Raw genomic sequence first — 13,611 nt, 5'->3', positions numbered from 1 at the left:
GTCCCTCCTGTTCTGGTGGGAAGGGGCGGGGGGGGGGGGGGGGGGGGGGTGCCCCCCCCCCCCCCCCGCGTCCCCCCCCCCCCCCCCCCCCCCCCCCCCCCCCCCCCCCCCCCCCCTTGGGGCCGCCCCCCCCCCCCCCCCCACCACCAGCCAGTGGGACGGAAGGTCGATCCGGCTGCCGTCGGGCGCGAACTCGGTGAGGAACAAGGGCAGTTCGCCGGAGGCGAGGACGGTGAGCCCGGCGGTGCGGAACAGCTCGCCGAAATCCGAGTCGACGACCTCGGCGGGGGCGAGGCCGTGCTCGAAGACGGGGCGCAGCTTCGGGGGAGGGCCCTGCGGGCTCTGGGCGAGGCCGGCCAGGACGGCCTTCGCCGACGAGGACAGCTCGACGACGAACGCCCGGCCGCGATCCCCGACCAGGGTGGCGATGGCGTCGGCGACCGGCTGGCGGTCGGCCGGTTCGGACTGGTGGATCAGGCCGCGCACATACACGTTGGCATCGCCGAGCCGGGCGTGCAGCTCCCGGACGCCCGGCCCGTCGGTGGCATCGAGCTGGGTGAACTCGGCCCGCCCGTCCGGATGCTGGGTGCGGGCGAGCTCCACGGCGGCGGTGGACAGGTCGACCCCGAGGACGCGGCCGAAGCGCTCGGCGAGGAAGCGGGTCTGGGTGCCGTTGCCGCAGCCGACGTCGACGACGGGCAGCGCCGGGTCGGCGAGGTAGGGGTCGAACAGCGCGAGGTGCACGCTCGCGGTGAGCGCCGGCTCCGCGTCCCAGATCACCGCGCCGGCCTCCGCCGGTGCGTCGCGCCAGAAGCCCTCCCAGGCGTTCAGGTACCGACTCGACACGGGCATGGCGGAGAACCTCCCAGCTGGTGGAGCACGGTGTCGGGATCGGCCCCGGACGGCGAGCGGCGCGTGGAGGCGCATAGGGAATCCGCGAAGGCCTGCGCCCCCGGCTTTCCCTGAACCCCCGAGCTGCGCGCAGCTCCGCCCGACCGGACGGCCGATGACGGTCAGTCACGCTAACGACCCCGGCGGGCGAGGCCGGCCGCGAGTCACCCGAATGCGGTAATTCCGAGGGAAGTTCGCCCGAACGGCCGCCCCGCCGTGCGAGCGCGTCGCGGTGACCCCGCAGGGGCGGTGACCCCGCAGGGTCGGCGCGAGGCTCAGCCGGTCACGCTCGCGGGGGTGGCGGCGAGGTCGCGGACCGTGTCGGCGATGGCGTGGAAGTCCTTGCGCAGGATCTTGGAGTGGTTGCTCGCGACCTTCGTGCTGACCCGGATGTTCGGGTTGCGGGCGAGCACCGGGTCGAGGTTGGTGCGGATCTGTTCCATCAGCTTCGCCTCGCCGCCCAGGTTGCCGCCCGAGGCGACCACGTACCGGACCGGTGCGGTCACCCGGTCGAAGACCGGGTCGAGGGCGGCGGGCGCGCAGAGCTCGTTGATTTCGAGGTTGATCTCGGCGTGCTGCTCGGCGCTCATCCGCGCGGCCATGCCGAGTCGGCGGGCGATCGGGAACAGCGGGCTCAGCCGGCGGAACAGCTTGCGGACCTGCTCCCGGGTGGCGTCGTCGAGCCACTCGTGCGGGAACGCGCCGTCCACGGACACCGCCCCGAGGACGCGGTCCGGGTGCCGGGCGGCCCAGTGCACCGCGAGCATCGCGCCGTAGGACCAGCCCACCAGGATCGGCCGGTCCACGCCCCTCGCGGCGAGGACGGCGTCGACGTCGCGCAGGCACGCTTCGAACGAGTAGTCCGCCGAGCGCTTCGACTTGCCACGGGCGCGCTCGTCGAAGGTGATGTGCCGGTAGTCGTCGCCGAGGTCGGCGATGACGCGCCGCCAGTGCGACTGGTCGGCGTAGGAGCCGTTGAGGTAGACCACGGGACGGCCGGGCCCGCCGGTGTCGGTCACGGCCAGGGCGGTGTCGTCGACGGAGACCATGCCGGTCCAGGCGGGCTGCTCGATGGTCATGGTGTGCCTTCTTCCGGGTGCGGGTGCGGGTGCGGGTGCGGGGGTGGCGGGTTGCCGAGGGCCGCTCTGCTGCGGTTCGTTGTTTCTGATGATGGAAACGCTACGTTGCCTTCACGGATGGCGGCAACCAGTTCGTTGCTCGTAATCAGCATTGGTGCAGGTGAAGACGCGATTATCGTTGCAGTGGCCTTGAATTTAACGCAACGTCAGCCACTGTGTTCGTTGCACTGGAATGGGAGTGAACGCTATGGTGAGGGCATTCGGGGAAGCGTGAAGGGAGAATCGCGGTGCCGGGAGGCAGGCTCACTCAGCAGGAACGCCAGCAGATCGCGCTGGGGATGGCCGACGGCCTCGCCTACGCGGAGATCGCCAGGCGTCTCGACCGCCCCACCTCGACGGTCACGCGCGAGGTGATGCGCAACGGCGGCCCCACCGCCTACCGTGCCGACCTGGCCCACCGGGCCACCGAACGCCGCCGCGCCCAGCGGCGCAGGCCGGCCGCGCCCCGGGGGCCGGAGGCGCCCCCGCAGGCCCACGGGCGCGATGCCGAGGCCGTGCGCGAGTACCAGGAGACGTACACCACCGTCCTGATGGCCTCCGGCATGCCCAAGATGACGGCCCGGGTGCTGGCCTGCCTCACCCTCACCGACAGCGGCAGCCTCACCGCGTCCGAACTCGCCCGGCACCTCCAGGTCAGCCCGCCGTCGATCTCCAAGGCGATCGCGTTCCTCGACGGCCAGGGCCTCGTCCGCCGGGAGCGCGACGAGCGCCGCCGCGAGCGCTACGTCGTCGACGACGACGTCTGGTACCAGTCGATGATGGCCAGCGCCCGCGCCACCGCCCACCTCGTCGAGGTCGCGCGGCAGGGCGTCGGCGTCCTCGGCCCGCAGACCCCGGCCGCCACCCGCCTGGAGAACATCGCCCGTTTCGTCGACTTCGTCTCCGAGAGCATCGTCCGCGCGGCGGAGCAGGCCCGCGAGATCCTCCACGCGAAGCCCGAGGCGACCCCGTCCGGACCGGCCGCTCCGCGTCCGGACCACGGATAGCCGGCGGTCACCGGGAGGCGGCGCGGTAGGCGCGGCGCCAGGGGCCCGGGTCCGCGCCGAGGGCCTGGACGATGTCGGAGAGCAGTTCGACGTCCAGGCGTTGGCGTCCGCTGCGGAAGCAGTCGTAGACGGTGATCCGCCCGGGTGTGCGTTCCCCGGCCGGGACGCCGCGGGCTGCCCGGACGGAGCTGATCCGCCGGACGATGGTCGAGTAGGAGGGGCTGCCGGCCTCCTGCCTGAGCAGGGTGAGGGACTCGGCGAGCGCGTCCAAGGAGTGCGAACGGGCTAGCGTCGCAGCGGAGTTGACCTCGGCGGCCCGGCAGGAGCACGGGGCCGCCGTGGTGCGCATAGGTGACCAGGTCAACGCTCTGTCCTCCCCCCGCCGGGCCTGCGTGAACAGCCTCTTCGCGCCGGGGGTTCCTGTCAACTGAGGTGAATCAAATGGCGAAATCCATACACTCCCGTTTGTTCGGGATCGTTCGGAAAGCTGCCCAGGCCCTCAACTCCGCTGCCAGGATGGCCGCATTCCGCAGTGACACGACGTCAGAGAGGGAGGTGTCGGACCTCATGAAGTCCGCCCGAAAGATCGTCTCAGCCCTGGCACTCGCGATCGGCCTGAGCGTCTCGTTGCCCGTCGCCGCCGCGCAGGCCGACCCCGCCAATCCGCAGCCCTACGCCTACGGTTACCTCGCCGCGCTCGCCCGCCCGGCCAGCGGCGGCCCCAACGGCACCTACTACTGCATGGACGAGTACCGGCAGACCAACGGCGACGGCCGGCCGGTCGTCCTGCGCCCGTGTGACGGCTCCTGGAACCAGTTCTGGTTCGTCTCGGAGGACGGCCTCATCCACAGCACCAACGACGGCCGCTGTCTGTCGGGCCACGTCCCGAGCGGCCCGTCCGACAGCCCGGGCGCCACGGCGGTGGGGTGCAACGGGGGTGACCCGAAGCAGCGTTGGACGTTCGGCACCGACCGCGGCGTGTGCAACGCCGTCGGTGCCTGCCTGACCTACGTCGGCAACCAGGGCCCGCGGAACTCCTACGGACTCTGGACGCTGGGGCGGAACGCGAGCATGGGGCAGACCCAGGAGTTCGACTGGCACCACTCCGACAGCGACCGTCCGATCAACCCCAACATCTAGACATCTGGGCCCTGTCAGGGGACCGGCGTGGGGGGGGGGGGGGGGGGGGGGGGGGGGGGGGGGAGGGGGGAGGGGGGGGGGGGGGGGGGAGGGGGGGGGGGGGGGGGGGGGGGGCCCCCCCCTCCCCCCCGGCCGAACGGGGGGCGCCGGTCACCAGACGCGGCGGTCGGCGGGGGTGCCCAGGCCGGTGCGGAGGTGGCGGACGAGGCTGCGCCGCAGCTCGCGGTCCTGGTCGGTCTCGACGGGGAGGTCGAGCTGGACGATGTCCACGCCGGCCGAGCGGAGCAGGCCGATGCGGGCGGCGACGGTGGCGGGGGAGCCGGCGTAGGCGGCGGTGAGCGAGCGGCGGATGTAGGCGGCGACCTGCTCGTCTCCCCGGGACGGGTCGGAGCGGCCGCGCTCGCGGTCGCGGTCGAGCTGGACCGCTTCCGTCCAGGGCCCGCCGCCGGAGGTGAGGCGGAGGGCGTCGCGGCGCAGCCGGCGGACGCGGTCGCGGGCCGCCTCGTCGGTGTCGGCGAGGACGACGGTGACGTGCCGCCAGATCCGCAGGGTCCGGCCGTGCGCGGCGGCGGCGGTGCGGACCTGGGCTATCCGCCGACGGGTGTCCGGCAGCGGCAGCGGGCTGACGGCGTAGACCTCTGCGTAGCGGGCCGCCAGGTCGAGGCCCTGCGGTGACGAGCCGCCGAAGGAGAGCAGCTCGCCGCCGGGTCTGGGGTGCAGGCCGGGCCGGGCGGCGGACACGGTGTAGAACTCGCCCTTGTGGTCGATGTCCTGGTCGGCGGCGAGGTAGCGGGTGAACAGGTCGAGGTACTCGTCGGCCCTGCGGTAGCGCTCCTGCTTGTCCAGGAGGTCGCCGTCGCGGGCCGTGTCGTGGTCGCTGGAGCCGATGATGACGTGGGCCGCCGCCCGCCCGCCGGAGAGGCGGTCCAGGGTCGCGAGGGAGCGGGCGGCGACGGTCGGCGCGGTGGTGCCGACCCGGTGGGCGACCGCGATGCGGAGCCGTGTGGTGGCGGCCAGGGCCCAGGAGGCCACCAGCCACGGGTCGGGCCACGAACTGGACTGCACCACCAGGGCGCTGTCCAGCCCGTCCTCCTCGTTCTCCCGCGCGGTGCGGGCGACGTACGCGGGGTCGGCGGTGCGGTCGCGGCCGTCGGGGGCCCAGCGCAGGGCCTGGCGTTCCTGCGCGGTGTGGCCGGGAACGGGTGCGGCGCGGACCCCGCCGCGGATTTCGAGTGGCACGGCTCTCCTCCGGTCGTGAGCGTCGTGAGGGTGGCAGGGGATGGGGACGGGTGGGGCGCGACGGTCAGAGGGCGGCCGGCCCGAGCCGGGCCAGGGTGTCGAGCAGCTTGGCGCGGCTGACGAACACCTCGGGCGGCAGCGACACGTACAGCTGGATGGTGGTGACGCCGGGGCGGTGGTAGGCGAGGATGCGCTCCCGGCACTCCTCCGGCGAGCCGCTGATGAACAGCCCGTCGACGACCTCGTCGGGCAGCGCCTTCTGGGCGCCCTCCGGGTCGCCGGCCGCCCAGAGGCGGTGGGTCTCGGCGAGGAGTTCGCCGTGGCCCAGCCACTCGTGGAACTTGCGGTACGGCTCGCGGTTGAGGATCCAGGCGAGGAACGGCCGGCTGGCGCGGTGGGCGTAGTCGGTGTCCTCGGTGGGGCAGACGAAGACCTTGACGACCAGTTCCTTCCCGGGCGGCTGCGGGCCGACGGCGTCCAGGATCTTCGGCACGTCGTGCGGGAACAGCAGGTTGGTGATGGCGCCGTCGCCCTCGTTGAAGCCGAGCCGGAGCATGTTGGGCCGCAGCGCGCCCAGGATGACCTTGACCGGCTCGGTCGGCGGGTGCGGCAGCCGGTAGCCGGTGATGTCGAAGGTGTCGAACCCGCCGGTGACGTACTCGCCGCGCAGCGCCCGGGTGACGAAGCGCAGGACGTCCCTGGTCCGCTTGAACGGCTCGTCGAACGGGATGCCGTTGATGTCGGTGACGTGGGCGGGCACCGAGGCGCCGATGCCCAGCAGCAGTCGGCCCGGCGCGAGTTGGGCGAGCGTCGCGGCGGTCTGGGCGAGCACGGCCGGGCCGCGGGTGTGCACCGGGACGATGCCGGTGCCGATCCGCAGCGAGGGGGACCAGGCCGCCGTGGCGGCCAGCGGGGTGAAGGCGTCGGTGCCGCCGCCCTCGGCGCTCCACACGTCGGTGTAGCCGAGGTCGGGCAGCCGCTCGACCAGGAACCGGTGCCGGTCGATGGTCAGGCCGGGCAGCGGGAGGGTGATGCCCCACTTGGGCGGTGCGGCGGGCACGGGGCCGTGCGCGGAGCCGGGCGGGACGGTCCCGCTGTGGTGGTGCGGTCGGTGCGGGTCGGTCATCGGGATGGCCGTCCTTCCTGTGGTGCGCGGTGCTCTTCGGAGCCGGGGGAGAGGCGGTGTCCGCGGGTCAGCGGACCCATACGGTGGTCAGGTCGAGGAACCAGGACTGCGGCTGCACGAGCCCCTGGACCTTCGGCGAAAGGGCCCGCGGATTGCGGTCGTTGACCACGAACAGCCAGGGCGCGTCCTGGGTGACCAGGGCGAGCGCCTTGCGGTACCCGGCCTGCCGGGCGGTCTGGTCGGCATCGGCGGCCGAGGAGGCGAGCAGCTCGTCGACCTGCGGGTTGGTGTAGTGGCCGGTCCAGAACGGGCTCTTGGAGCCGATGAACAGCGGGAGCAGCGCCTCGGACTGGAACAGCGTGGTGGACTGGGCGACGGCGTCCGAGCCGAGCGCCACCTGGCCCTTGGCCTCGGCGCCGATCAGCGTGGTCCAGTCGGTGGTGCGCAGCTCGACCTTGATGCCGACGGCGGCGAGATCCCGCTGGAGGGCCTCGGCGATCGGCACCGGCAGCAGGTTGCCGCTGCCGCCGGTGGGCACGGTGACGGAGGTGCTGAAGCCGTTCGGGACGCCGGCCTCGGCGAGCAACTGCCGGGCCTTGGCGGGGTCGTAGGAGTAGACGTCGCCGGCGGGGTCGTAGGCGGCGGTGGCGCGCGGTGCGGTCTGGTAGGCGGGGTCGGCGGTGCCGTGCAGCAGCTTCTCGGCGATGGCCTTGCGGTCGATCGCGAAGTTGGCGGCCCTGCGGACCAGCGGGTTGTCCCAGGGTGCCTTCGAGGTGTCCAGGATCCAGTACCAGAGGTGGTCGTAGCTGTTCGTGGCGATCTGGACGCCGTCGGCCTTGAGGCTGTCGATGTCGTCCGGGTTCGGGTACTCGATCCAGTTCACGCCGCCGGAGCGCAGGGCGGCGGTGCGGGCCGCGGCGTCCGGCAGCGCCTTGATCACGAGCCGGTCGAGCTTGGGGGCGCCGCGCCAGTAGCTCCTGTTGGCGGCCAGCTCGATCTGCTGGCCCTCGGTCTGCGAGACGAACGAGAAGGGGCCGGTGCCGACCGGGTGCTGGGCGAAGTCGGCCGAGCCGGACTTGCGGACGGCGGTGGGGCTCGCGATCAGGACGTGCGCGAGGTCCTCGGGGAAGTGGCCGTTGGGGTCCTTGGTGACCAGCTCGACGTGGTCGGCGTCGGTCTTGCGGTACGAGACGATGTCGCCCGCGTACTCGGCGGCGGCGGCGCCGAGGGCGTCGGTGTACTCGGGGCTCTTCTTGTCGAGGTAGCGGGCCAGGTTGAAGAGCACGGCGTCGGCGTCGAACGGGGTGCCGTCCTGGAAGGTGACGCCCTTGCGGAGGGTGAAGGTCCACGTCCTGGCGTCGGCGGCGACCTGCCAGTCGGTGGCCAGGGCGCCGGTGACGGCCGGCGGCTTGTCGGTGTCCTTGAGCAGTTCGTACCGGGTGAGGCCCTCGTAGAGCTGGAAGGAGACCAGCCGCTTGCCCTCGAAGCCGGCGCCGCCGATCACGGTGTCGGGGTTGGGGAGTCTGCCGGTGGCGCCGATGACCAGGGTGCCGCCGCGGCCGTCACCGCCGCCCGCCCCCGCGGAGCCGCCGCCGTCGGAGCCGGCGCAGCCGGCCGCCGCCGCGAGCAGAACGGCGGCGGCCGGCAGGGCGACGGCTCTGGAGCGGATACGGCTGGTGCGCGTCATGGTGAGTCCTCGTCGGTTCGGTGGTGCGGAGGTTCGGTGGTGCGGGGGTTCGGTGGTGCGGGGGTACGGAGGTTCAGCGGTGTGTCGGCACGGGGCTTCGGCGGCGGGTCACGCGACGCCGGTGGCGGCCTCCAGCAGCGCCCGGGTGTACGGGTGCGCGGGGGAGTCCCAGAGCAGGCCGGCGGGGCCCTCCTCGACCACCCGGCCGTGCCGCAGCACCAGGACCCGGTGGGCGAGGTGCCGGACGACGGCGAGGTCGTGGGAGATGAACAGGTAGGCCAGGCCGGTGCGTTCCTGGAGGTCGGTCAGCAGGTCGAGCAGGCGGGCCTGCACGCTGCGGTCGAGGGCGGAGGTCGGTTCGTCGCAGACGACCAGGTCCGGCCCGGTGGCCAGGGCCCGGGCGACGGCCACCCGTTGGAGCTGCCCGCCGGACAGCTCCCGGGGGTAGCGGTCGGCGAGCGCGGGCTCCAGGCCGACCTGGGTGAAGAGCCGGGCGACGGCCGCGGCGCGTTCGGCGCGCGGCGTGCCGTGCAGGCGCAGCGCGAAGGCGACCGCCTCCCCGGCGCGCAGGCTGGGGTTGAGCGATCCGCGCGGGTCCTGCGGGACGAACTGGAGCCGGCCCCGCAGCGCCCGGTCGGCGCGGCCGCGCAGCCGGTACGGATCGCGGCCGGCGAAGCGGACGCTGCCGGCGTCGGGGGCCAGCACCCCGAGGGCGAGCCGGGCCAGGGTGGACTTCCCCGAGCCGGACTCGCCGACCAGACCGACGGTCTCGCCCGGCGCGACGGTGAGGCTGACGGCGTCCAGGGCGGTCCGGTCGCCGTAGCGCTTGGTGACGGCGTCGACGACCAGGACCGGGCCCGGCGGGGCGTGGACGGCGTCAGGCCGGGCGTGGTCGACGGTGTTCATCGGCGGGCTCCCGGTTCGGCGGCCACCAGGGCGGCGGTGAAGGCGTGTTCCGGGTCGCCCAGCACCCGTTCGGCGGGCCCGAGCTCGACGATCCGGCCGGCCCGCATGACCGCCACGGTGCCGCCGATCCGGCGGGCCGCCGCGAGGTCGTGGGTGACCAGCAGCAGGGCGATGCCGCAGTCGGCGCGCAGGGTGGCGAACAGGTCGAGGATCCGCCCGCGGATCAGCGCGTCGAGCGCGGTGGTCGGCTCGTCGGCGATCAGCAGTTCCGGGCCGCAGCAGATCGCGACGGCGATGGCGGCGCGCTGGCGCAGGCCGCCGGAGAGCTCGTGCGGGTAGGCCCGGGCGACGCGTTCCGGGTCCGGGATGCCGGCGGTGGCGAGCAGCTTCGGGACGGCCGCGCGGGCGGCCCGGCGGTCGGCGGCGATCCCGTGCCGCCGCAGCACCTCGGCGAGCTGCGGGCCGATCCGGCGCAGCGGGTCGAGCGAGGCGGTCGGGTCCTGCGGCACGTAGCCGATGCGCCGGCCGCGGACGTCGGCCAGTTCGCGTTCGCCGAGCGCCCGCAGGTCGGTCCCGGCGAGCCGGACGCCTCCGGTGACGGCGGCGCCGTGCCCCGGCAGCCCGAGCACGGTGCGGGCGACGGTGGTCTTGCCGCTGCCGGATTCGCCGAGCAGCACCAGGGAGCGGCCGGCGGGCAGGGCGAGGGAGACGTCGTCGACGGCCCGGACCCCGCCGGGGTACTCGACGGTCAGGCCGTCGATCTCCAGCAGCGCGCTCATGCGCCCACCCGCTTCGCGGCCCGCGGCCGGGCCGAGCCGTCGGCCGAGCTGTCGGTGGAGCGGTCGGCGGACCGGCTCGCGGCGGCGGCGGGGGCGGCGTGCGCCAGCAGGGCGGCGGTGTCGCCGACGCGGGTGCGCAGCGTCTCGCCGAGGGTGTTGAAGACGACCGAGACGGCGAGGATGACCAGGGCCGGCAGGACCGCCACCCAGGGGTGGGTGAGCAGCGAGGGCCGCAGCTCCTCCAGCATCGCGCCCCACTCGGCGGTCGGCGGGGCGACCCCGAGCCCGAGGAAGGACAGCCCTGCGGCGTACATGATGGCCAGCCCGACCAGCGAGGACGCGTACACCAGGACCACCGGCGCCACCACCGGGGCGACCTGGCGCAGGACCAGCGACCCCCAGCCGGCGCCGCTGACCCGGGCGGCCACCAGGTATTCGGCGGCCCGGACGCGCCGGGTCTCGGTGAACGCGACCCGTGCCACCGCGGGGGTGAGCACCACCGACAGCGCGAGCACGGTCGCGCCCAGGCCGGGTGTGAGCAGCGAGGCGATGGCGATCGCCAGCAGCACCCCGGGGAAGGCGTAGAGCACGTCCAGCAGGCGCAGCAGGGCCTGCTCGGTGATCCGGCCGCCGAGCCCGGCCACGACGCCGAGCAGGGTGCCGACGACGGCGGCCACCGCAACGGGGACGAGCCCGCCGGTGAGCGAGGCGCGCCCGGCCCAGATCAGCCGGCTGAGCAGGTCGCGGCCCTGGCCGTCGGTGCCGAGCGGGTGGCCGGGGCTGCCCGGGTCGAGCAGCCGGTCCGCCAGCCGCCCGGCGGCCGGGTCGTACGGGGCGACCAGCGGCGCGGCGAGCGCGAGCAGGACCAGCAGCGCGGCCAGGGCGGCGGGGACGGTCAGGCCGAGGTTCGCTCGGGCGAGGACACGTGACGTCACATCAGTTCCTTACTCGCGGGTCGATCGCCGCGTGCGCCGCGTCCACGAGGATGTTGACGCCGACGAACGCGACCGCCACCACCAGCACCCCGCCCTGCACCAGGGGCAGGTCGCGGGAGGTGAGCGCGTCGTACAGCAGCCGGCCGACGCCGGGCCAGGCGAACAGGGTCTCCACGAAGATCACCCCTTCCAGGAGGTAGGCGAGTTGCAGGCCGCCGATGGTGAGCAGTGCCGGTGAGGCGTTGTGCACGCAGTGCCGCAGCACGGTGGCCGGGCGCAGGCCGCGGGCGCGCAGCGAGTCGGCCAGCTCGCCGGCCAGCACGCCCCCCAGCGCGGCCCGGAACACCCGGGCGGTGAGCCCGAGCGGGACGAGCGCGGCGGCCACGGCCGGCAGGACCAGGTGGCGGGCCAGGTCGGGCAGGCCGCCGGAGCCGAACACGTCGTGGGTGCCCCCGGCCGGCAGCCAACGCAGGCCCACGGCGAAGACGGCGATCAGCAGCAGGGCCACCGAGTACTGCGGGGCGGAGACCGCGAGGGCGGACAGCGCGCCGGAGATCCGCCCGCCGGGGCCGCGCGGGCGCAGCGCGCCGACGGCGCCGAGCGCCACCCCGCCGACCAGCACCAGCAGGAAGGCGGCCGCGGTCAGGGTCAGCGTCTGGCCGAGCGCCGGGAGCAGCAGGTCGGCGACCGGGCGCTGACCGGAGACGGAGGTGCCGAGGTCGCCGGTGAGCGCGTGCCAGAGCCAGGAGGCGTAGCGGACGGGCAACGGCTGGTCCAGGCCGAGCCGTTCGGAGAGCTCGCGGCGGGCCTCGGGCGGTGCGCCCGGCCCGAGGAAGAGGGCCACCGGATCGCCGGGGACGAGCGTGACGGTCGCGAAGACGACGGCGGTGACGCCGAGCAGGGTCGGTACGGCCAGCAGGAGGCGGCGCAGCAGGAAGCGGGTCACCCGGCCCTCCGTGGCGTGGCGCCGGACTGGCCGGCGGCGGGCCGGTTGGGCGGGGCGGGCATGGGGCTGGTGGTCCTTCCGGGAGGGGCGGTTCGGGAGCGGGTCGGGACGGTCACCAGCGGTAACCGGCAGTCACCGGCGGCGTCCGGGGGGCTGGAGCGCCGGACCGGGGCCGTGGGACGGGCCGTTCGCCGGGGGCGGATGCCGCGTCCGGGCGGGATCGGGTGCCGGAGCACGGGTCGGGCGGTCCGTGGGACGTGGGACGTCGGTGCCGCTCCGGCCGCTGCGGCCGCTTGAAGGAGCGTTGCGGACCGGTGGCCCGGACAGCCAGTCAGCACTTGATGCTGTTACTCCTGGTCACAGCATCCGGAGTGTCAGGACCGCCACTGCCCAGGGCGCTGAGCCCCGGTTCCGTCCTTGACCTGCACAAGGAACCGGACCTAGGGTTCCCCGCATGGCTATTCGGCGGACCGACATCACCCTGGTCGGGATCGGCGGCTCGTGGCACCGACGGTGTTTCGACGAGCTCTGTCGCCCGCGCGCTGCGCGCTGACCGCCCCGTTCCCAGTCGCTGCGGTCGGCGCCCCTCCCCAGTCCCGGATTCCGCAGCCGACGCCCGTGCGCGTCCTCGACGGATCCTCGCCGCAGCACCCGTGCCCACCGGGCCGGCCCGCCACCAGCAAGGGGACCGTATCGCCATGCCGTACCTCAGACGCCCTGCCTCCGCCCCCGGGGGTGTGCGATGGCAGCAGTGAGCAAGATCGCCGTTCCGGCCGGCCCGCGCGGCCGCCGGCTTCCCGCCCGACGCGGCGCCTGCGGCGGCGCCACCCTGGTGGACGCCCCCGCCGCGGGCGCGCCGCCGGTGCACGGCGCACCACCGGCGCAGGCCGAGATCGACAACCCGCTCGACCTGATCGCCGGTCACCAGCTGCTGGCGGAGACGGTGACGCCGCCACCCCCGGTGGGGCCGACCGCCACCGGTTGCGGGTGCGGCCATCCGATGTGCGTGGAGGAGGACCGCGACCGCACGGCCGATGCCCGGGTGTTCCTGGTCGAGCGGCACTCGGTGGCCAGCGCCGGGCTGCGCAGCGTGCTGACGACCGTGCCCGGACTGGCCGTGGTCGGGTCCACCGGCGACCCGCTGCGCGCGGTGGCCGCCGTGCGCCGGGTCGCCCCGGACGTCATCCTGCTCGGCCGCGGCGCGAGCCTGGAGGCCGACCTCGCCGTCGTGGTGGCGCTGCGCGGCCCGGACGCGGCGCCCGACGCCCGGGTGCTGCTGCTGCGCCGGGCCGAGTCGACCGCGGAGGCGAGCCGGATGCTGCTGGCCGGGGCCAGCGGCTGCTTCCCGCTCGACCTGGCCGAGGACCGGATCATCAGCGCCGTCCAACTCGCCGCGGCGGGCGGGTCGGTGTTCCTGCCCGCGCCGCCGCCGGCCCGGACCCACGCGGCGGTGCCACCGCAGCACGTCGGCGAACTGCCGCCGCAGCACGCCGGGCTGACGGAGCGTGAGCGCGAAGTGCTGGTCCAGCTCGGGCTCGGGCTGAGCAACGCCGAGATCGGGCGTGAACTCGCCCTGGCCGAGGCCACCGTGAAGAAGCACCTCACCCAGGCCATGCGCAAGATCGGGCAGCCCGACCGGCTGCGCGCCGCGCTCTACGCCCACCGGCACGGCCTCGCCGGGTAGTTCGTCTCAGTACATCTTCGTCGCCACCCTCCGGAGGGGGGGGGGGGGAGGGGGGGGGGGGGGGGGGCCCGCGGTTTGTGTTTGTGTCCCGCCTGGTGATAGCCGTGGGCGTTTGGGGGGGAGAGGGGAGTGAGACTCGGTTAGAACTCTTGG

13 protein-coding genes are annotated in these 13,611 nt (G+C 74.7%); 3 read left to right on the top strand and 10 right to left on the bottom strand.

Going from position 1 to position 13,611, the window contains the following annotated elements; genetic code table 11:
• Together AC07BF_RS34490 and AC07BF_RS34485 are read right to left on the bottom strand one after the other, a co-directional pair.
• The coding region (locus AC07BF_RS34490; protein WP_478334387.1) for a class I SAM-dependent methyltransferase at positions 1-852 on the bottom strand (852 nt) is incomplete at its 3' end.
• Positions 853-1,166: 314 nt separating this feature from the next.
• Positions 1,167-1,970, bottom strand: a complete 804-nt coding sequence (locus AC07BF_RS34485; protein WP_363581872.1) for an alpha/beta fold hydrolase — start codon at positions 1,968-1,970, stop codon at positions 1,167-1,169.
• Between the two features lie 287 nt (positions 1,971-2,257).
• Between AC07BF_RS34485 and AC07BF_RS34480 the strand changes: the two genes are divergently transcribed.
• On the top strand, positions 2,258-3,016 hold the full coding sequence (locus AC07BF_RS34480; protein WP_363581874.1) for a helix-turn-helix domain-containing protein: 759 nt from the start codon (positions 2,258-2,260) through the stop codon (positions 3,014-3,016).
• Positions 3,017-3,023: 7 nt separating this feature from the next.
• On the opposite strand, the gene AC07BF_RS34475 is transcribed toward AC07BF_RS34480, so the two are convergent.
• On the bottom strand, positions 3,024-3,380 hold the full coding sequence (locus AC07BF_RS34475) for a hypothetical protein (protein WP_363581876.1): 357 nt from the start codon (positions 3,378-3,380) through the stop codon (positions 3,024-3,026).
• 203 nt (positions 3,381-3,583) lie between these two features.
• Between AC07BF_RS34475 and AC07BF_RS34470 the strand changes: the two genes are divergently transcribed.
• Positions 3,584-4,156 carry an RICIN domain-containing protein gene (locus tag AC07BF_RS34470; protein WP_363581878.1) on the top strand — a complete coding sequence of 191 codons (573 nt, stop codon included), beginning with the start codon at positions 3,584-3,586 and terminating at the stop codon, positions 4,154-4,156.
• Positions 4,157-4,306: 150 nt separating this feature from the next.
• Here the strand turns inward: AC07BF_RS34470 and AC07BF_RS34465 are convergent, their stop codons facing one another.
• The 7 genes from AC07BF_RS34465 to AC07BF_RS34435 form a co-directional block, all read right to left on the bottom strand.
• On the bottom strand, positions 4,307-5,395 hold the full coding sequence (locus AC07BF_RS34465; protein ID WP_363581880.1) for an LLM class flavin-dependent oxidoreductase: 1,089 nt from the start codon (positions 5,393-5,395) through the stop codon (positions 4,307-4,309).
• Between the two features lie 64 nt (positions 5,396-5,459).
• Positions 5,460-6,521: an LLM class F420-dependent oxidoreductase gene (locus tag AC07BF_RS34460; RefSeq protein WP_363581882.1), complete on the bottom strand. Its 1,062-nt coding sequence runs from the start codon at positions 6,519-6,521 to the stop codon at positions 5,460-5,462.
• Positions 6,522-6,588: 67 nt separating this feature from the next.
• Complete coding sequence (locus AC07BF_RS34455) at positions 6,589-8,208, bottom strand: ABC transporter substrate-binding protein (RefSeq protein WP_363581884.1); 1,620 nt, start codon at positions 8,206-8,208, stop codon at positions 6,589-6,591.
• A gap of 108 nt (positions 8,209-8,316) precedes the next feature.
• A complete protein-coding gene (locus tag AC07BF_RS34450; RefSeq protein WP_363581886.1) occupies positions 8,317-9,114 on the bottom strand; it encodes an ABC transporter ATP-binding protein in 798 nt (265 codons plus the stop codon).
• A complete protein-coding gene (locus tag AC07BF_RS34445) occupies positions 9,111-9,893 on the bottom strand; it encodes an ABC transporter ATP-binding protein (protein WP_363581888.1) in 783 nt (260 codons plus the stop codon). Before AC07BF_RS34445 ends, AC07BF_RS34450 begins: the two co-directional genes overlap by 4 nt.
• A complete protein-coding gene (locus AC07BF_RS34440) occupies positions 9,890-10,828 on the bottom strand; it encodes an ABC transporter permease (protein ID WP_363628410.1) in 939 nt (312 codons plus the stop codon). Before AC07BF_RS34440 ends, AC07BF_RS34445 begins: the two co-directional genes overlap by 4 nt.
• A gap of 1 nt (position 10,829) precedes the next feature.
• Positions 10,830-11,774 carry an ABC transporter permease gene (locus AC07BF_RS34435; protein ID WP_350880832.1) on the bottom strand — a complete coding sequence of 315 codons (945 nt, stop codon included), beginning with the start codon at positions 11,772-11,774 and terminating at the stop codon, positions 10,830-10,832.
• A gap of 742 nt (positions 11,775-12,516) precedes the next feature.
• On the opposite strand from AC07BF_RS34435, the gene AC07BF_RS34430 reads away from it, so the two are divergent.
• The gene (locus AC07BF_RS34430; protein ID WP_478317440.1) at positions 12,517-13,458 is read left to right on the top strand and encodes a LuxR C-terminal-related transcriptional regulator; all 942 of its coding nucleotides are present in this window, start codon (positions 12,517-12,519) and stop codon (positions 13,456-13,458) included.
• The last annotated feature ends 153 nt before the right edge of the window (positions 13,459-13,611 follow it).

The sequence above is a fragment of the Kitasatospora sp. NPDC043950 genome, from assembly GCF_056435345.1.
This window is presented reverse-complemented; position numbering and strand designations above follow the sequence as displayed.

Coding starts and splice junctions, on each gene's coding strand:
- AC07BF_RS34485 (WP_363581872.1), bottom strand. CDS start 1,970: ATGACCATCGAGCAGCCCGCCTGGACCGGCATGGTCTCCGTCGACGAC.
- AC07BF_RS34445 (WP_363581888.1), bottom strand. CDS start 9,893: ATGAGCGCGCTGCTGGAGATCGACGGCCTGACCGTCGAGTACCCCGGC.
- AC07BF_RS34430 (WP_478317440.1), top strand. CDS start 12,517: ATGGCAGCAGTGAGCAAGATCGCCGTTCCGGCCGGCCCGCGCGGCCGC.
- AC07BF_RS34470 (WP_363581878.1), top strand. CDS start 3,584: ATGAAGTCCGCCCGAAAGATCGTCTCAGCCCTGGCACTCGCGATCGGC.
- AC07BF_RS34455 (WP_363581884.1), bottom strand. CDS start 8,208: ATGACGCGCACCAGCCGTATCCGCTCCAGAGCCGTCGCCCTGCCGGCC.
- AC07BF_RS34460 (WP_363581882.1), bottom strand. CDS start 6,521: ATGACCGACCCGCACCGACCGCACCACCACAGCGGGACCGTCCCGCCC.
- AC07BF_RS34450 (WP_363581886.1), bottom strand. CDS start 9,114: ATGAACACCGTCGACCACGCCCGGCCTGACGCCGTCCACGCCCCGCCG.